The sequence below is a fragment of the Lacrimispora sp. 38-1 genome, assembly GCF_049890855.1.
GTDB lineage: Bacteria > Bacillota > Clostridia > Lachnospirales > Lachnospiraceae > Lacrimispora.
Genome location: NZ_JBANEW010000097.1, coordinates 13633 through 32835, shown reverse-complemented (window position 1 = coordinate 32835; position 19203 = coordinate 13633). Strand labels below are relative to the sequence as shown.

Below are 19203 nucleotides of genomic sequence, written 5' to 3'. Positions count from 1 at the left end.
TAACAATACTGCATTATTTATTATCTTAGGAGGAAAGAAAATTATGTCTTACGTGGATGAAGTTTATGACAGGGTTGTAAAGCAGAACCCAGGAGAAGGAGAATTTCACCAGGCAGTAAAGGAAGTTCTTGATTCTCTGCGAATTGTCATTGATGCAAATGAGGAAAAATATAGAAAAGCCGCACTTTTGGAGCGCCTGGTAGAGCCTGAACGTATTATCTCTTTTCGTGTGCCGTGGGTGGCTGACAACGGACAGGTAAGAGTGAATAAAGGATTTCGGGTACAGTTTAACAGTGCTATCGGGCCTTATAAAGGAGGTTTGAGACTTCATCCTTCTGTGAATCAGGGTATTTTAAAGTTTTTAGGCTTTGAACAGACATTTAAAAATTCTTTAACTGGTCTTCCCATCGGCGGAGGAAAAGGCGGATCAGATTTTGATCCCAAGGGCAAATCAGACAGAGAGGTCATGGCGTTCTGCCAGAGTTTTATGACCGAATTATCCAAATACATTGGTGCCAATCAGGATGTGCCGGCGGGAGATATTGGCGTCGGAGCCAGAGAGATCGGCTATTTATACGGACAATATAAGCGCATGACCGGGCTTTATGAGGGAGTTCTTACAGGAAAGGGACTTACCTACGGAGGCTCTCTGGTGCGTACCCAGGCAACCGGTTACGGTCTCATTTATATACTTGACGAGATGCTCAGACGTAATGGCAGAGAGCTGGAAGGAAAGAATGTGGTTATTTCCGGATCCGGTAACGTGGCTATATATGCATCAGAAAAGGCGATCCAGCTGGGGGCAAAGGTTGTGGCTTTAAGTGACTCCAACGGATACATCTATGACAAGAACGGCATTCGACTTGATGTAGTAAAGGAAATTAAGGAAGTTCGCAGAGGACGGATTAAGGAATACGCCAATGAAGTCGCTTCTGCCGTTTATACGGAAGGTAAGGGGATCTGGACCATACCATGTGATATTGCCCTTCCCTGTGCAACTCAGAACGAGCTGAATTTAGAGGATGCGAAGTCGCTGAAGGCCAACGGCTGCTTTGCAGTTGCAGAAGGCGCGAACATGCCCTCTACCAGAGAGGCAACAGATTTCTTCCTTGAGAATGGAATGCTGTTTATGCCTGGTAAGGCAGCTAACGCAGGCGGTGTGGCAACTTCTGCACTGGAGATGAGCCAGAACAGTTTAAGGCTTTCCTGGAGCTTTGATGAAGTGGACAAGAAGCTTCATGACATCATGGTGGGAATCTATGAGAAGACTGCAAAAGCTGCAAAACGCTACGGTGTGAAGGGAAATTATGTGGCAGGTGCCAATATTGCCGGCTTTGAGAAGGTAGTAGAAGCCATGATGGCACAGGGTATCGTATAAGACCGGTTCCGTACCTTTTTTTAAAGGTACGGAACTGAATTTATTAACAACAAAAATTTTACTGGAATTCTCAAATGTTTTAGTATATAATAAACCGTAAGGCTTGAGGCGGAGTATTCTTCGCCTTATTGTTTTCCTGAAAATTATCTTAGAAAAACAGAAAGCAGGTGATGATTCTATGCATAAATTCTTAAGAACCATTGGTTTCAGTCTTTATGAAAAAGACAGGGATATTGATAAGCTGTTAGACAGGCTCTGTGAAGATCTGTCCGATATGAGAAGGATACAGATTGACGAAGAGTCCAATCTGTGTGAAATCCGAAGAGAAGTAGCGCCCGGGATGGGGATTGCCATCTATGGAGAGATGGACCGGGATGGAAAGTTTCAAAGAATGTACTATTACCCCTATTTAAAAAGCAGTGATATAACTTCGGAAGTATCATGCTCCATACAGCGTCACACGGAACGGGAAACCTATGCCGGGCTTTTAGACGAATATAAAGTTGGAATTTCTCTGATCTTTTATATAGACAATTCCTTTGAATGCAGAGAACGGATCATAGACCATCATTCCATGGATACCAGTTATTCATGCCTTACAGGTCTTGCAGTCAGCGGAAAGGTTCTTCTCCCCATTCAGAAGTCAGATATTCAGAGAGAAAAAGCGAAAGTAGCCGCAAAGGACCGCAATAATCTGTTAGAAGCCGCAAAGAACGGTGATGAAGATGCCATGGAGACATTGACAATTGAAGATATTGATCTCTATTCACAGGCATCAAGGCGTGTGATGAAGGAAGACTTGTATTCGATTATTGATTCGTGCTTTATGCCGTGCGGTGTAGAATGTGACCAGTATTCTGTAATTGGTGAGATCATCAAGATCGACGAGATGAAAAACCAGATTACGGAAGAAGAGGTATACGATTTTACTCTTGAGTGCAGTGATTTAATATTCCATGTCTGCATAGCGAAAAAAGATTTAACAGGAACACCGGAAATCGGGCGCAGATTCAAAGGACAGATCTGGATGCAGGGAACTGTAAAATTCAAGGAATCAGAGGAATAAATCCAAGAATGACTTGACGAATTCTTTAAATTTGCATATAATAAGTTTTGAACTGTGCTGCAGGCTGCCTGCAGCACAGAGATGTTTCCGTAGCTCAGCTGGATAGAGCGACCGCCTCCTAAGCGGTAGGCCGGGTGTTCAAATCACCTCGGGAACGGGATAAGGTACCGAAGCCGTAATGGTTTTGGTGCCTTTTTGAATTTCTGGATTTCTAAATAAAGCAAGTAAATATACAGAGTTTGGGGAAATAAAGCTATTCTTCCAACGTTGTTTGTTAATCAAATGTTTATTGATAAGCATTTTAGAATGTTTTCTATGGAAACTAAAGCAGGTAATACAGGCTCTGTATAAGATGAGCTGCTGCAAACCGAAAGAGCATAATTGTTTAACGTATCATAAAAGTAAATATGCCAGGGGGTTATCTGGCCTTCTAAAATAATTGTGTTATCTGAAACATAGAAGTTATTAAGCGGATCACCCAACCCTTTCCCAACACATTTTAAATAACTTTCTTTTGCTGTCCAAAAACGAAAAAAATGATGGTAAGACTCAGGCGCCGCAGTTGTACGAATTATTTGTATTTCTTTCTGGTGAAAATAGTGATTGGCAATGTTTAAATCGATATCATAGCTTATTTGTTCAACATCAATTCCTATCCCGGAGTCTGAAATGGCACAAGCTACCCAGTTGCCCGAATGTGAAATATTAAATGACACATCAGGATAATCAGACAGAAGCGGTTTACCATAGGGATTATAAGTAAAGTGGAGTGGGATTTCTGGTAAAGAAGAGCCTGATCTTTGAGAAAGAGCATACCGCAGCAGCATCTCACCGCAGACAGTTCGAACAGTGTCTGCTTCCAGACGATAGTTTCTGGCCTTTTTTTGACGTCCCGGGCTAAGATACTGTATAAATTTATTTACAATGCTGCTATCAATATTTTCAATGGAAAGTATATATAGTTCATAGGCATGATTCATAACAAGTACTCAATTCTTTGGAAATTTTTGGTAGTTACCCAAACATTATACCATATTAAAATCTAAAAGAATATGTCATAAATATATTAATAAATGCCTGGAAAATTCCAGGCATTCATAAGAAATCCAATTACTCAATGTATTTATTAACCTCCAAACCATTTCAGCGGCACAGTTACTAACGGCGGAAAGAAAATAAGCGCAAATACCAGGATAACCTGAAGTATGTAGTAGGGCATGACAGGCTTTATAATCTTTTCCATACTTACCTTTCCTGTAGCGCAGGCCACATTTAATACAGGACCTACAGGCGGAGAAGTGAGACCCAGTACGTTAGCAAGGGTGAATACCACACCGAAATAGACAGGATCGATTCCGGCAGCGTGAATCAGCGGTAGCATGATAGGAGTCATAATTAAGATGGTTGGAACAACATCAATGCAGGTTCCCATGATAATGATGATAATCTGCAGTACCAGGTTTAACAGTGCCGGATTCTCTGTAAGTCCATGTAATGATTCCGTCAGCATCTGTGGAATCCGTGATATCGTCATCATATAGGCAGCAACCTGTGCAGTGGCAGCCAGGAACATAACAACACTGGACATTTTGGCAGCAGCTACGAAAGCCTTTATTAAATCCTTAAATTTAAGCTCTCTGTAAACAAAAATACCCACAGCAATGGCATAGACAACTGCAATCACACCAGCTTCCGTAGCAGTAAATATACCGCCTCTGAGACCGAATAAGATGATAAGTGGCAATAATAATGCCCATAACCCGTTAATAAATATTTTCATGATTTCCTTAATGGTATATTTTGTTGTATCTGCTTTTAAATTGTCTTTGCGGGTAACAATAAACCAGACGCTGCACATAATAATTGTTAAATAAATTGCAGGGGCAATTCCGCCAAGAAACAGTGATTTAATTGAGCACCCGGCTGCAACACCATATACGATCATGGGGATAGAAGGCGGCATAATTGGAGCTACAAGATTCGCGCTTGCCACCAGACCTGCAGATTTTGCACGGTCATATCCGGAGTCCACCATCATGGGGATGAGGATTGCTCCTAGAGCAGCAGTACTTGCAACCGCTGAACCTACAAGACTTGCAAACATCAGGCAGGCTAATATGGTTACATATCCCAGACCTCCGCGAAAACGTCCCACGAAAATATTGCAGAATTTAATGATCCGGTTTGTAAGTCCTCCCCGGTTCATCAGTTCCCCGGCAAGAACAAAAAATGGAAGGGCCATCATGGTGACACTGTCGGTTCCCCGCATGAGCTGAGCTGCAATGATCTGAGGATTAACATTGTTGCCTCCAAGTACCATTGCGGTGGCAACTCCGCAAAGGATAAGTGCAAATGCGATGGGCAGACCAATAGCAATTCCGCCTATCAGAAATACCAGAAAATAAATTAAGATTGACATGGTTCCTCCTTATTCAAGCGTTGCAGCGCTTTCATCCTGCGGGGTTATCAGATCTTTTACCGTACGTTTTAATACCCATAGTTTAAAAATATTTCCTGCAGCCAGCAGTAAAATGGATATTCCCATGATGAAACCGGAAAGGTATACAACCCATACAGGGAGACCGGTTGCAACCCATTTGTTATGGTAGTTTTGCAGCATGAGACCATAACTTCCCGTAGTAAGAGAGATCATCAGCCATATAATAAGACCCTGTATCATTGTATAAAGCAGTTTCTGGGCTGTGGACGGTAACCGGATCAGAACGGAATCAATCAGAAGGTGACGGTTGTCGCGCATGGCCTCTATTGATCCTAAATAAACCAGATAGATAAAACTGATCCGGGCAATCTCCTCCGACCAGGCAAAACCAGTATCAAAAATAAAACGCAGTATTACGTTTGTAAAAACAAGTATTATCATCACCGCCAGGGCAATGGATATTAAGACTTCAATTCCTTTAAAGAGGGCATTTAACAGCCGGCTCATAGGCACCTCCTGTGAATTTAGATAAATGTAAGGTTACTGGACTGCTTTAATTTTTTCCGTTAAATCCTTTGCCCAAGGATTTTCGGAGTAAAGCTTATCTGTGAGAGGCTTAATCTGTTCAATAATTTTTTCTTTATCCTCAGTAGTCAGCTCTGTTACCGTTACTCCGTGATCTTTTAAGAACTGACGGTCTGTGTCAACACTTTTTATGTACTCATCCCATGCTGTCTCACAGGAAGACTTTGCAGCGTTACGTATTATCTGCTGTTGGTTCTCACTTAACCCATCCATAAAACTGGCAGAGGCTACAATTTCCAGAGTTGATATAATATGATTTGTTTCGTAAATATATTTTTGCACTTCATAAAAGGCCTCGCTAATTACAGTTACCATTCCATTATCCTGTCCGTCAACTACACCCGTTTCCAGTGCAGAGAACAATTCACCAAGCGGTATTACCTGAGCGGAAGCGCCAAGGTTTTCTGCTATGCCGACATGAATTGGGTTACTTGGCATACGGAATTTCTGCCCCTTAAAATCATCAACACTGGTAAGCGGTTTATTGCTGGTAAATGTTCTGGCGCTGTTCGGACCCCATCCCAGCATATAGGCAGTGGGGAATTTTTCATGAAATTCTTTGCTGATATCTTCTGCAATACTTCCTGTCCATACTTTTTTTGCATGGTCTAAATCCCGGTATAAAAAGGGCCAGTCGGAAATCAGCATTGTTGGATATTCCTGATTCATTGGGGTTCCTACTATTGCTATTTCGATGGTTCCGTTACGAACGCCATCCCATAAGTCACCCTCATTACCTAATGTTCCGGAATGATAAAGCTCAACCTTGATGCTGCCGTTACTTTTTTCTTCAACCATTGGTTTAAATACATTGTCCAGAGCGGCAGCCATTGGGTGCGTTGCACTCCAGTTATCTCCAACCTTAATCGTCACCGGTTTTTCGGAGGTTTCTGCCTTCGAAACAGCGGCAGTACTGGTTCCTGTACTGCCCGCGCTATGGCAGGCTGTGAGTGAAAATGCTGTGATTGCGGATAAAATAATAGCTGTAATCTTTTTTTTCATAATAACTTCTCCTTATATGTGCTTGAAATAATGAATCATTCCCCAAATAAAATCACCATTTTTGCCATATCCTCCGGCGGGTTCTGCATATTTTTAAATACCCGGTCAATTTCAGAAAATGAAATAATATCACTGACGATTCCCTCCAGCCGGTAGGCCTTCTGATGGAATTTTTCTATCGTCGGCTCAAACTGTCCCGAAGACATACGGGTTCCGATAATAGAGAGTTCTCTTCCGTTAATCATGCTCTGGGTTATGTTTTCTTCAGACGTACAGAAGCCCAGAGGCACGATACGGGCACCATTAGCAGGAATTCCTTTTTGTAAAAGCATGGTAAGTGAACCTGGGTATCCGGCTGCATCAAATATTACGTCTGCGCCTTCCCCGTTTGTATATTCCTGTATACAGCTGTTCAAATCCTCCGTCCTGGTATTGATAATAAAGTCAGCTCCGAAATTCTTAGCCCGATTTAAAAAATTATCTTTTATATCAGCACATATAACAGTACAGCCCTTTTCTTTACAAACCTGCAGAATAATGGTTCCGATTGTTCCCATACCCAAAACCAGAACCACATCACTTCCCTGCACACCGGCTCTTTTGGTGCAGTGGCCACCGATGGCAAAGGGTTCGATCAGGGCAGCATCCTGAAATGGCAGATCTTCCGGTAGCACATAAACTTCATGCTCGGCAGCAATAAAATATTCCCTCCAGCCGCCATCTACAGCAGCACCCCTTGCTTTTACTGTTCTGCATATGTTTCGTCTGCCGCTTTTGCACTGTTTACAGGTCCCGCAGGCAACTACCAGATCCACAACTACATGATCCCCCTTCTTAACTTTTGTCACGCCTTCGCCAACCTCTTCGATAATACCTGCATTTTCATGTCCGGGGATGCGGGGAAACTCTGCCATTGGATTCTCACCCAGGAATAAATGAAAATCCGAACCGCACACACCAGCTGCTTTCATTTTGATCAGCACTTCCCCTTTTGATGGTTTTGGACACTCTGTATCCTCAATGCTGTACCGTAATGGAGCCTTTACTGAAATTTGTTTCATATGACCCTCCTTTGTAAAATACTTATTGTTTCATTTCTGATATATTTAACTGATATATAAGATAAATATATCACGATACACTAATTTTATATCATTATTATGTAGGTGTGTCAATTTATCAAATATACTAAAAGTGTAGATAAAAATTTGTGAATATTACCCAGATTCGGATATTGAATAGAATTTGAAAATCAAACAAAGTTGTTATATAATTAACATGTATTTTAATTAGTATATATGATGGAAGGGAGTAAAGATGGGAAAACAGGATAGCCAGACAAGCTTAGCTGCGGATAAAACGGTGTATGATTTTATAGGCAGAAGAATTCTTGATCTATATATTAAACCGGGAGAGACTATTAATATAAATGAACTTGAGAAGTTTTTAAATGTAAGCCGATCTCCGATCCGTGATGCATTAATACAGCTTGAAAAGGAAGGACTGGTTGTTACAACACCTAAAAAAGGTACCATTGTTTCGAAAATAAATGCCGCACGTGTAAAGGATGAGAGATTTTTGCGTTCCTGTATTGAAGAACGTGTCGTCGAAGAATTCCTTGAGATTTACCAGGAATCAGATATTGAAGAAATGAAGACTGCGATGAAAGCTCAGGAGAGAGCCATTAAACTTTTTGATGCCAGAGAGTTTCTGGCCTGCGATGATACTATGCACAGCATTCCATTTAAGGCTACAGGGCATCAGTTCTGCCTTAACACCGTATTAAATATGTCGGGTCATTATTCACGAATCCGGCTTTTGTCTTTATCTGATATGACTACGCTGCGCCAGACTCTGGAACAGCATATGACAATGATTGAATTAATAATAAAAAAAGATTCCGCCAGCTTAAAGACACTGATTCATGAGCATATTACCAATAAAGAATCGGAGTTCCAATCCCTCCTGAACAGATATCCGGATTTATTTGAAACGGAAATTCCCACAACATCAAATGCTGCCAATATCTGGGAGTCAGATTTCTTAAAACAGAAGGATTTTTCCTGATCGGGAATAAAATATAAAAAAATATTATTGACAAAATAGTAAGGTACCTTTAAAATAAAAAAACAAAGGTACCTTACTATTTTTTGAAAGGAGTTTAATGATGAATCCCAATACAGAACTAATGGAGAAGTTTTTCAGGATCGGACGGCTGATGCATCAGAGTCATCACAGGAAATCTAAGCATTGCAGTGATTCCTGCAGAGGACAGGGAAGAGTATTGTCTATTTTAAAAAGGAATCCCCAGATAACACAAAAAGATTTATCCGCTTTGCTTGATATCCGTTCTCAGTCTCTTGGCGAGCTTCTTGCCCGTTTAGAGCGCGATGGCTGTATTATCAGGGTTCCTTCTGATACTGACAGAAGAGTACTTCATATTACCCTGACAGAACAGGGAATGAAAGCGGCAGGTCAGGCTGAGGAGAATAAAGAGCGGTCGGCAGAATTGTTTGATTGTCTCAGTGAAGAAGAAAAAGAGTATTTAGAGAAAATCCTTGACCGGCTGGTTGTTGTATTTGAAAAGGAAGCCGGCGAGCAAGTGGATATGCTATCAGAAGAATGACAGGAGGAGATTGATGGAGACCTATATTTTTTACGGACTGGCTTTGATTGGATTGGGTGTCTCCTTTCGGAAAGACAAGGAAAAGACGAGGACTGCTCTTAAGAAGTCATGGAAATCATTGGAGAATATACTGCCTCAGCTGCTGACTATGATACTTTTAATCAGTGTGCTGCTTGCTTATTTAAACACCAGTCTGATATCCAGACTGATCGGTGGAGAATCCGGTTGGGTTGGGGTTGTGCTTGCTGCTGTGGTTGGCTCCATTACCATGATTCCGCCTTTTGTGGCATTTCCTACAGCTTCTATGCTTCTTAAGGCAGGAGCGGGTTTTATGCAGATTGGCGCGTTTGTATCTACACTGACCATGGTTGGAATTGTTACGATGCCGGTTGAAATGAAGTATTTTGGAAAAAAAATGACTTTATACCGTAACATACTGGCGTTTATTTTTTCTTTTGCTGTGGCATTTTTAATTCAGGGGGTGACAGGGTGATATGAAACGATACAGGTACGCTATTCTGATGATACTTGTGATAGGATTGATAGCAATATTTGACCGGCAGGCGGCAGCCTCATCTGTAAACAATGCGGGATTGCAGTTAAAACAGATGTTTTTTGTTATACCGCCTATTTTTTTGCTTCTTGGCCTTCTTGATGTATGGGTGCCCAGAACCACCATGGTTAAATATATGGGAAAAGGGTCTGGAATAAAAGGCATATTGCTGGCCTTTCTTATCGGGTCGGCAGCAGCAGGACCTCTTTATGGAGCGTTTCCGGTGGCTGCGGTCTTTATGAAAAAAGGAGTGAAGTTTTTAAATCTCATGGTTTTTATCGGCGCATGGTCTACTACGAAAATTCCCATGCTGATGTTTGAGATTGAATCTCTGGGGTTAAAATTCGCCCTTACAAGACTTGCCATTGATATACCGGGAATTATTCTGATTGCATTTTTACTGACAAAACTAATATCCAAAGGAGAAATTGAAGAGATCTATAAAAATTCTGAAACTATGGCATAATCATGTACCGGACTTACATTTTTTGAATAGTATAAACCAAAAAGGTTAAGAAATGAGATTATGGGCTACTATATCACTGTTGACGGAAATGTAAATATTTATGTAGAGGATTTGAATCCGGACTGCGAAAAAACCATCCTGTTTCTTCATGGCTGGCCGGGGAGCCGCAAGCTGTTTGAATATCAGTTTGATGTGCTCCCTGGTTTGGGTTTTCGCTGCATTGGGATTGACACAAGGGGCTTTGGAGATTCGGATAAGCCATTTTGCGGGTACGACTATGACAGACTTGCAGATGATGTGAGAGAAGTAATTGACGCACTGGGATTAAAAAACATTACCCTGGCGGGCCATTCTACCGGGGGTGCCATAGCAATCCGGTATATGGCAAGGCATAAATGTCATGGGGTATCGAAGCTGGCTTTGTTTGCAGCAGCAGCCCCCAGCCTGATCAAACGGCAGAATTTCCCCTATGGGCTTGATCTGGAAACAGTGACGGATATTATAAATGGAACTTATGAAGACCGGCCTAATATGCTTAGGAATTTTGGAGATATTTTCTTTTTTCAGCATATAACAGGACCATTCGCAGACTGGTTTCTGCAGGTCGGACTGCAGGCGGCCGGCTGGGCAACGGCTAAGGTTGCGAATACATGGATTCAGGAGGTTTTGTTCCAGGATCTGACAGAAATTTGTGTACCTACTCTGATTATTCATGGAATTCATGATAAAGTAGTACCCTTCTCATTGGGGGAAATACAGCATCAGTATATTAAAAATTCAGTACTTATGCCTTTTGAATTCAGCGGGCATGGCGCATTCTATGATCAGAAGGATGAATTCAATCAGGCACTGGCGGAGTTCGCAGAGTAAATATCAGAGCATATAGATTAAACAGGGCGGTTAGAAGAAATGATTTGGTTTTTTCTTACAATTGCCCTGTTTTTTATGCTTTAAGGAGGATTCATGGTTTTTGTACCTTCAGAAAAGAATTGTGTAAAATATTTATATTTATCCAATATTTGCCGATATTAATATAATGAAATAAAAGTAATCTATGAATTGGTGATACTATAGTCAATTGAATGATAATTCAATTATTAACCTTAATTTTACAGGAGGTATTATTTTATGGAACTCACAAAACGCAAACTGGGAAGCCAGGGACTTGAGGTGTCCGCTGTTGGTCTTGGCTGTATGGGAATGAGCCAGTATTATGGACCGGCAGATGAAAAGGAATCGATTGCTACTCTTCACCACGGTCTGGAGATCGGCTGCAATTTCTATGATACGGCAGAGAGTTACGGTCCTTTTGTTAATGAAGAATTGTTAGGAAAGGCTTTTAAGGACCGCAGAGAACAGGTAATTATTGCTACAAAGTTTGGCTGCCGTTTTCTGGGAAACACACTGATTGGCTGGAACAGTCATCCAAAGCATATTAAAAAGGCTGTAGAGGGATGCCTGCGCCGTCTGAATACAGACTATATTGACCTTCTCTATCAGCACCGCGTTGATCCGGGCGTTCCGATTGAAGAAGTTGCCGGAGCGGTATCGGAACTGGTAAAAGAGGGGAAAGTGAAATACTTTGGACTTTCTGAGGCAGGTATTGCAAATATCCGTAAAGCACATGCCGTTCACCCGGTTACTGCACTGCAAAGTGAATATTCTTTATGGGAACGAAATCTGGAGCCGGACATCATTCCGGTATTACGCGAATTAGGAATAGGGCTGGTCCCGTACTGTCCGCTTGGAAAGGGCTTTCTATCGGGAAATGTGAAGAGAGCTGAAGAATATCCAAAAGGGGATGCAAGACGTTCGGATCAGCGCTTTAAGGGCAGAAACTATGATATAAATAAACAGGCAGCCGACGTCGTATTCAAAATCGCAGCTGAAAAAGGCGCGAAGCCGTCACAGATTGCACTGGCCTGGCTTTTACATAAAGGGGATGACATTGTACCCATTCCCGGTACAAAGCACCGCGCGTATCTGGAAGATAATATGGGGGCAGTCTCCATTCGTCTTGATTCAGAAGAGATGAAGCTGCTTGATGAGGCCATGGAACCCGGTAAAATAGCTGGTAAAAGACATAGCGCACTGGCAATGACTGCAATTGACCGTAAAGTCTGACAGGAATTAACGCTCACCACCATTCACAAATTCTCTTATATGAGGTATAATGGAATCTGATATACATAATTTTGATTTGTAATAAAAGAGATAGAAAGGTGAGGGATGCTGCATGAATATGAGGAAGATTATGGCACTGATGCTTACGGCGGCACTGGTTACAGGAGTGAACTGTACCACTGCATCAGCCGCTTCCAGAAAGAAGATCACAACGGTAAAGATGACGGTATCGGCGGATATTGTACTGGGAGGAACCATTTCCGAACAGCAGGCGGAAGTTACGGTAAAAAGTGATAAGATTGATGTTGATAAGTGTGAGTTTATAAACGATGGATTCAAGTGGTATGAAAATGATGTTCCCAGACTGGAAGTAACCCTGCACTGCCAGGACGATTATTATTTCGACACGAAGGATGGAAGCTATACAATTGAAGGCGGAACATATGTAAAGCAGAAAAAGGAAGATTATAATCAGACTTTGATTGTTACCATAGATTTACCTTTTGCAGGTGAATTTACACAGCCAGTCAGCTCTGTAAGCTGGAGCGACAATCATGTGGCAAACTGGTCAGCGTGTGTGGGGGCAGGAAGCTATGAGGTTAAGCTTTACCGCGATGGAAAAGGTGTAGGAGCTGCAAAGACAACGGATAAAACAAGTATGGAGCTTGGATGTTTCCTGACGAGAGAAGGAAACTATACGTTCCAGGTACGCCCGGTAAATGCGAAGAATCCGAAAAATAAAGGAAACTGGGTGGAATCAACATTCAACTTCGTTAGTAAGGATGCCGCCAGTTCAAACTTAACCAATTTTGCAGGAAGCTGGAAACAGGATCAGACAGGCCGGTGGTATGAGAATGGGGATGGAAGCTATTCAAAAAACAGCTGGCAGAATATTAACGGAGAATGGTATTTCTTTAATGAAAAGGGATATATGGCAACGGGCTGGATCGACTGGAATGGGAAGCAGTATTACTGTGATACGGAGACCGGACAAATGCTTACTGATGGTACTGCACCTGATGGAGCGAAAGTCGGATCTGATGGAGCACGGCTTCCCTGATGGTGATCTTATATGGACGGGCTGCTTTTTGCAGTCCGTTTTTGGTGTGAGGGAAAATTAGTTCCGGATTGACAGGCGGAGGAAAAATGCTTGTAGGATGAGGAATTCTATCATATAATAACACGAAGGAGCAGATGGATATGACAACAAATATGGCTGGAAACAAGGTAAAGCGGATTCTGGCACTGGCAGCTGTTCTGTGTATGATCTGTCTGACAGGCTGCGTTTACAAAGCAGCAGGAACAGGTGCTTCTAAATCTGCCGTACCAGGAGAGACTGATGATCAAAAGACAGAGGCTGATCTCGCTGTGCATTTTATTGATGTAGGTCAGGGAGACAGCACCCTTATTGAAGCAAACGGTCATTATATGCTTATTGATGCAGGAGAAAAGGATCAGACGGACACTGTTATCAATTATTTAAAGGCACAGGGAGTAAAAAGTCTGGATTATGTGATTGGAACGCATCCTCACTCAGATCATATTGGGGGTCTGGAAGGAGTGATCCGCGAATTTGATGTAAAAAATGTTTTGCTGCCGGAGAAAGAGCACACAACCAGAATTTATGAGAAGCTGCTTGATGCCATTGCAGATAAAAACTTAAAGGTCACCATACCAGAGGTGGGAGAGAGCTGCAGTCTGGGAGAAGCTTCCTTTCAGATTATTTCCCCCAGCCGGGATTATGGGGATAATTTAAATAACTGGTCCATTGGCATACGACTGGTATATGGAGAAACCAGCTTTGTTTTATGCGGAGACGCAGAAAAGGAAGCAGAGCAGGATATTCTGTTAAGCGGGCTTCCGTTAAAAGCAGATGTTTTAAAAGTATCTCATCATGGCAGCAGTACCTCATCATCACCGGAATTTATTAATGCAGTGAGTCCCCGGTATGCGGTTATCTCCTGCGGGAAGAACAATGATTACGGGCATCCTCATAAAGAAACGCTGGACTTATTAAAAAAACAGGGGATCAATGTTTTGCGGACTGATCAGCTTGGAACTATTGTCATAGAGAGTGACGGAACCGGTCTTCGGATTCCGGGACAGCCTGGAGCTTCAAAGCAGCCGGAAGAGACGGATACCGTCAGAGAGTATATCATCAACACCAATACAGGGAAATTTCATCTTCCGGATTGTAAACTGGCAAAATCCATAAAGGAGGAGAACCGGGAACGATATACAGGAACCAGAGAAGAATTGATCAATAAAGGGTTAGAGCCGTGTAAAAGCTGTAATCCATAAATGATAACGGGTATGAAGGGGGAACGCTTATGCAATATATCATAGACCGGATCGAACAGGATATTGCGATCTGTGAGGAGGAAAGCGGTAGTATGGTTAAACTATCTTTACAGGAGATTCCAAAGGACGCCAGAGAAGGTGATGTTCTGCTAGATATAAACGGAGCTTTCCAGATTGACGCAGAAGAAACAAAAAGGCGCAGACAGAAGATGCGTGAAAAACTGAACAGACTCATAAAATAAAGGATTTGAATATATGAAAAACTACATTGTACTGGATCTGGAATGGAACCAGAATGCCGGAGGGAAGGAGGAAGCAGTCGATCATTTTCCCTTTGAAATCATTGAAATCGGAGCAGTAAGGCTGAATGAGGCCATGGAAGAAACAGGAGAATACCGGAGACTGATTAAGCCCAGGGTATACACAGAACTTCATGAAAAGATTCTGGAAGTGACCCATATGGATCAACAGGTTCTGATGGAAGAGGGAATCTGCTTTGAGGAGGCTGTAAAAGAATTCATTCTCTGGTGCGGGGATGATCCTGTATTTTGTACCTGGGGTTCCATGGATTTAACTGAGCTCCAGCGAAATATTACCTATTATAAATTGTTAAACCCCTTTAAAAAACCGCTCCTTTACTATGATATTCAAAAGCTTTACAGTCTTTTGGAGGGAGATGGGAAAGACAGGGTTTCTCTTGACGTGGCAGTTTTTGAATCAGGAGTCATGGAAGAGCGTCCCTTTCACAGAGCGATGGATGATGCCCATTATACAGGGCGTATTATGAGCAAAATGGATTTTAAACGGGTGGAGGCATACTGGTCAACCGATTATTACTGTCTTCCTTCAAACAAAGAAGAAGAGGTCTATCTGGTTTTTCCCGGATATTCCAAATATATCTCAAGGCCTTTTGAATCAAAGCAGGCGGCCATTGAGGATAAGACCGTAACAGATTTAATCTGCTGTAAATGCAATCGGATGCTGAGAAAAAAAATCCGCTGGTTCTCTGTAAATCAAAAATTTTATACCGCTCTGGGCTGCTGCCCTGTTCACGGAAATGTAAAGGGGAAAATCAGGCTGAGGCGCAACGATGAGGGAATGATCTATGTGGTTAAGACCATGAAACTGATTGGCGAGAATGAGATCAGCGAGATCTATGAGAAAAAAGACGAGACGAAAAAGAAGCGGGTGGAAAAAACCAAAGTCCGCAAGCAGAACAAGAAGAGGGGAGCATTTCCCCCTTCTTAATATTCGTTTTCACGCATTCGGTAGCCTACTCCTATTTCTGTAAAAATATAATTTGGTTCCCCTGGATTTAATTCAATTTTTCTCCGGATATGAGCCATGTTGACTCTTAGAATCTGGTTGTTGCTGTCTGCATAAGGTCCCCAGATGTGGTTGATAATGTAGTCGTAGGTAAGCACCTTGCCTGAGTTTTCTGCCAGCAGGGACACCAGCTTGTATTCGATCTGTGTCAAATGGATTACATGTCCGTTCAGTGTGACCAGGCGTTTTGCGAAGTCAATAATAAGCCCCCTGCATTGATATGGGACCTGTACGACAGACCCGTCAACCGTGCTGACGGTAGACTTACCGTGACGCAGGGCTGTACGGATTCTTGCCAGAAGCTCGCTGGTCCCAAACGGCTTGGTGATATAGTCATCGGCACCGTAATCAAGGGCGGCAACCTTTTCCTGTTCCTGAGTTCTGGCGGAAATGACGATGATAGGAATAGCAGACCAGCTCCTTACATTTTTTATGATATCCAATCCGTCTATATCAGGAAGTCCCAGATCCAACAAAATTACGTCCGGACAGTTGGAACTGATCAGAGCCAGTCCGTCTTTTCCGTTCACTGCGCAGATTACCTTATAATCATGTCTTTGCAACGTACTCTCAATAAAACCTGAAATATTCTTTTCATCTTCAATAAGTGCTATTGTAAATTTATTCACAAGTATTTTCTCCCAATGGTAATGTAAATGTAAAGATTGCTCCCAGTGATTCATTGCCTGCAGTTATTGTGCCGTTATGTGCGGCTATTATTGTTTTACAGATAGAAAGACCGATGCCCATACCCTTATGAGAATCTCCGCTGTTGTTTGGGGAAGAGGTATATCCGTCAAAAATGGTAGACAGTCTGTCTGGTGCGATACCTACACCATGATCCCGAACATCAAACCGGGCATTTCTATCTTTAATTGATATGGTTAAACTGACGGGATCTTTGGAATTTGAATGATATACCGCATTTTCCAGGAGATTAATAATAACCTGCTCGATGAGTGTAGCATCCATGGGGACCATGACCAGTTCTTCCGGTACAGACACTTTTACCCCGGCATCAGGAAAGCGCTTATGAAAACGCATGACTGCCTCCGATGCCACTTCTTCCAGAGGTTCCAGCGATTTTGTTACCTGCGCTTTTGAACCCCGGATTCTGGTAACAGTCAGCAGGTTTTCTACCATGTTAAGAAGCCAGTTGGCATCTTCCCGGATACCATTTACCAGATTAGCCTTTTCCGCTTCAGACATGGTATCATAATTCTCCAGATATGAACTGCTGGCACCGATAATCCCTGTCAAAGGTGTTCTGAGATCGTGAGAAATAGCCCGCAGCAGATTGGCCCGCATTGCCTCTTTTTCCGCTTCCATCAGAAGCTTTTCCCTGTCATGAATAATTTTGTTCTGATGCTTTAAATGCGTGGTGGTGGCACTTGTAATACTGGATATCACCATAAGGGCGATAAACGTTATTGGATAACCATCCATGGTGAAATTTAAGTGCATGAATGGATATGTAAATACCAGATTAACACAGATTACACTGATAAAGGAGGCTATAACCCCAGGAATATATCCGTTTGAATAACGGGAGATTAAAACAACCGCCATCATATAGACGATACTTACGTTCGAGGTGTGTCCGCCGACAAAGACCAGCAGATAGGAAACAATGGTCGCTCCCGTCAGTGCTAAGAAGGTGATCAGAATGTTCCACAACAGTTCTTTCTTTGACATGGTCTTTTTCATAACTCCTCCCATTTACCGGAATTTAAACCTTCCTTTTCTCCAGCCTTTTTTTCTTGTGGTATAGATGCCGCGGCGCTGTTGCAGAAGGGAGTCGAATTCGTCTGCCGATACTCCGGAATCTTTCAGCCGTTTCAGCCGTTGTTCCCTCCGGATCAGAGAGTCCTGTTCCTCTCTGTGCTTTCTGTAAATCATAAATGTTATCAAACCGCCGATAACCATGGCCCCCCCCACACTGCCAAGAATGAGCCAGGCTGACAAGGGGATTTCAAAGGGTCTTAAAGCTTTTTCTCTGTAAGCCTGGGCTGCACGGTCCGCTTTCAGCTTTGCTGCGTCTTTCCCTGCAGAAGCGTCCACTGCGGCCGGTGAAGTTTCTGAAGCGGTTCCTGGTGCATCGTCCAGCTTTGACTTCACTGCAGATTCCACCAGGGAATTATTGATTTCCAGAAAGGTTGATCCAACTACCCGATCCTGATAGCGATAGTTAATCCTGGCAATTGCATTATCCGGATCGTCACCTGATATGTCGTAGCTGAGTTCCGGCTGAGCATCATAGAAGTCTGCGGTTTTGGGCAATATGATCCGGCTGTCCGGATCCAGTACAAGAGCTTCCGGTTTGGTGATGGAGAGCCCGCTGAAGTTTAAATCATTGGTTATGGAGCTATAGGTTTTTTCGTAGTCAGCTGCCTTTAATGAGGTAAAATTGTTAAAGCCAAATTCCAGCAGATTTCGGGTATCAGCCCAGTACTGGGGAGTGGATCCCTTCAGAATAACAGTGATGAGCTTCATCCCGTTTTTTTCTGCACACGTAATGAGTGTATTGCCTGCAAGGGTGGTATAGCCGGTTTTTCCGCCGACAATTTCAGGGTAGTAATAAGGGGAGCCTTTCCTCATCATCTTATGTCCCGGATAGATGGCAAGTCCCTCTTTGTTAATGGAATTAGGCGGAAGTTTATAGTAGGTGGTGGAATCGATCTCTTCAAAGATGGGATTATTAAAGGCTGCTCTGGCAATGAGTGCCATATCGTAGGGGGAAGTATAATGTTCCGGGTTGTTTAAACCGCTGGGGTTGGCAAAATGTGTGTTTGTACAGCCCAGCTCCTTTGCCCTGGCATTCATCATGTCTGCAAAGGCTTCCCTGCTTCCCGCAACATGCTCTGCCAGAGCATTGGCAGACTCGTTGGCGGATTTCAGCAAAAGAGCATAAAGGCAGTCTTTCACAGAGAGCTGGTCTCCTTCGTTGATTCCGGCATTGCTGCTTCCGGATTCCACATTAAAGACAGCGTCATGGGAAAACGTAACCGTGTCATCCAGCCTGCAGTTTTCTATAACCAGCAGGGCAGTCATCACCTTCGTAATGCTTGCAGGAAAATACTGGTTGTGTATATTCTGTCCCCAGAGAATCGTTCCGGTATCCGCATCCATTAAGATCGCGCCATCCGCCTGTACCGATATGTTGTCCGGCCAGTCAGCAGCTGCCATTGCAGTTCCTGGGAAAGCTGAGACAATCAAAAACAGGCACAGGAAAAAGCTTGAAACTTTTTTAATAAATTGGGTCATACTCTATAATCTCTCCATAGTCAGGTTTCGGTTTCATGCAATACTTCAACTTACAGTATAGGTGATTTGGAG

At 42.7% G+C, this 19203-nt stretch carries 20 protein-coding genes and 1 tRNA gene; 13 read left to right on the top strand and 8 right to left on the bottom strand.

Features of this window, described 5'->3' with window-relative positions; all coding sequences use genetic code 11:
• The first annotated feature begins 43 nt into the window (after positions 1-43).
• From gdhA to V7D18_RS25300, 3 genes are all read left to right on the top strand, one after another.
• Positions 44-1378: an NADP-specific glutamate dehydrogenase gene (gene gdhA / locus V7D18_RS25310; protein ID WP_426158589.1), complete on the top strand. Its 1335-nt coding sequence runs from the start codon at positions 44-46 to the stop codon at positions 1376-1378.
• 178 nt (positions 1379-1556) lie between these two features.
• Complete coding sequence (locus tag V7D18_RS25305; RefSeq protein ID WP_426158588.1) at positions 1557-2444, top strand: DUF3881 family protein; 888 nt, start codon at positions 1557-1559, stop codon at positions 2442-2444.
• Positions 2445-2527: 83 nt separating this feature from the next.
• Positions 2528-2601 (top strand) — tRNA-Arg (locus V7D18_RS25300).
• A gap of 121 nt (positions 2602-2722) precedes the next feature.
• Here V7D18_RS25300 and V7D18_RS25295 read toward each other — a convergent pair.
• The 5 genes from V7D18_RS25295 to V7D18_RS25275 form a co-directional block, all read right to left on the bottom strand.
• A complete protein-coding gene (locus tag V7D18_RS25295; RefSeq protein ID WP_426158586.1) occupies positions 2723-3424 on the bottom strand; it encodes a 4'-phosphopantetheinyl transferase family protein in 702 nt (233 codons plus the stop codon).
• Between the two features lie 146 nt (positions 3425-3570).
• The gene (locus V7D18_RS25290) at positions 3571-4863 is read right to left on the bottom strand and encodes a TRAP transporter large permease (RefSeq protein ID WP_426158585.1); all 1293 of its coding nucleotides are present in this window, start codon (positions 4861-4863) and stop codon (positions 3571-3573) included.
• Positions 4864-4872: 9 nt separating this feature from the next.
• Positions 4873-5391, bottom strand: coding sequence for a TRAP transporter small permease (locus V7D18_RS25285; RefSeq protein WP_426158583.1), 519 nt, complete (start codon positions 5389-5391; stop codon positions 4873-4875).
• Between the two features lie 33 nt (positions 5392-5424).
• Positions 5425-6471 (bottom strand): DctP family TRAP transporter solute-binding subunit, encoded by a 1047-nt coding sequence (locus V7D18_RS25280; protein WP_426158581.1) that lies wholly within the window; start codon positions 6469-6471, stop codon positions 5425-5427.
• Between the two features lie 35 nt (positions 6472-6506).
• The gene (locus V7D18_RS25275; RefSeq protein WP_426158580.1) at positions 6507-7532 is read right to left on the bottom strand and encodes an alcohol dehydrogenase catalytic domain-containing protein; all 1026 of its coding nucleotides are present in this window, start codon (positions 7530-7532) and stop codon (positions 6507-6509) included.
• A 256-nt stretch (positions 7533-7788) separates the two neighbouring features.
• Between V7D18_RS25275 and V7D18_RS25270 the strand changes: the two genes are divergently transcribed.
• From V7D18_RS25270 to V7D18_RS25225, 10 genes are all read left to right on the top strand, one after another.
• On the top strand, positions 7789-8538 hold the full coding sequence (locus tag V7D18_RS25270) for a GntR family transcriptional regulator (protein ID WP_426158578.1): 750 nt from the start codon (positions 7789-7791) through the stop codon (positions 8536-8538).
• Between the two features lie 97 nt (positions 8539-8635).
• The gene (locus V7D18_RS25265; protein ID WP_426158577.1) at positions 8636-9097 is read left to right on the top strand and encodes a MarR family winged helix-turn-helix transcriptional regulator; all 462 of its coding nucleotides are present in this window, start codon (positions 8636-8638) and stop codon (positions 9095-9097) included.
• A 13-nt stretch (positions 9098-9110) separates the two neighbouring features.
• Complete coding sequence (locus V7D18_RS25260; RefSeq protein ID WP_426158576.1) at positions 9111-9590, top strand: permease; 480 nt, start codon at positions 9111-9113, stop codon at positions 9588-9590.
• Position 9591: 1 nt separating this feature from the next.
• Positions 9592-10116 (top strand): permease, encoded by a 525-nt coding sequence (locus V7D18_RS25255; RefSeq protein ID WP_426158574.1) that lies wholly within the window; start codon positions 9592-9594, stop codon positions 10114-10116.
• Between the two features lie 60 nt (positions 10117-10176).
• On the top strand, positions 10177-10986 hold the full coding sequence (locus V7D18_RS25250) for an alpha/beta fold hydrolase (protein WP_426158572.1): 810 nt from the start codon (positions 10177-10179) through the stop codon (positions 10984-10986).
• A gap of 258 nt (positions 10987-11244) precedes the next feature.
• Positions 11245-12240, top strand: coding sequence for an aldo/keto reductase (locus V7D18_RS25245; RefSeq protein WP_426158570.1), 996 nt, complete (start codon positions 11245-11247; stop codon positions 12238-12240).
• Positions 12241-12352: 112 nt separating this feature from the next.
• The gene (locus V7D18_RS25240; RefSeq protein ID WP_426158569.1) at positions 12353-13300 is read left to right on the top strand and encodes a cell wall-binding protein; all 948 of its coding nucleotides are present in this window, start codon (positions 12353-12355) and stop codon (positions 13298-13300) included.
• A 152-nt stretch (positions 13301-13452) separates the two neighbouring features.
• A complete protein-coding gene (locus tag V7D18_RS25235) occupies positions 13453-14541 on the top strand; it encodes a ComEC/Rec2 family competence protein (RefSeq protein ID WP_426158667.1) in 1089 nt (362 codons plus the stop codon).
• A 29-nt stretch (positions 14542-14570) separates the two neighbouring features.
• Positions 14571-14783: a DUF3006 domain-containing protein gene (locus tag V7D18_RS25230; RefSeq protein ID WP_426158567.1), complete on the top strand. Its 213-nt coding sequence runs from the start codon at positions 14571-14573 to the stop codon at positions 14781-14783.
• A 13-nt stretch (positions 14784-14796) separates the two neighbouring features.
• A complete protein-coding gene (locus V7D18_RS25225) occupies positions 14797-15789 on the top strand; it encodes an exonuclease domain-containing protein (protein ID WP_426158565.1) in 993 nt (330 codons plus the stop codon).
• On the opposite strand, the gene V7D18_RS25220 is transcribed toward V7D18_RS25225, so the two are convergent.
• From V7D18_RS25220 to V7D18_RS25210, 3 genes are read right to left on the bottom strand one after another with little or no spacing between them, the layout of a single operon-like run.
• Positions 15786-16496 carry a response regulator gene (locus V7D18_RS25220; RefSeq protein ID WP_426158563.1) on the bottom strand — a complete coding sequence of 237 codons (711 nt, stop codon included), beginning with the start codon at positions 16494-16496 and terminating at the stop codon, positions 15786-15788. The two genes, V7D18_RS25225 and V7D18_RS25220, sit on opposite strands and share 4 nt — an antisense overlap.
• Entirely contained in the window at positions 16489-17574 is a 1086-nt protein-coding gene (locus V7D18_RS25215; RefSeq protein WP_426158561.1) for a sensor histidine kinase, read from the bottom strand. Before V7D18_RS25215 ends, V7D18_RS25220 begins: the two co-directional genes overlap by 8 nt.
• Positions 17575-17586: 12 nt before the next feature.
• On the bottom strand, positions 17587-19131 hold the full coding sequence (locus V7D18_RS25210; protein ID WP_426158560.1) for a serine hydrolase: 1545 nt from the start codon (positions 19129-19131) through the stop codon (positions 17587-17589).
• Positions 19132-19203 lie beyond the last annotated feature (72 nt).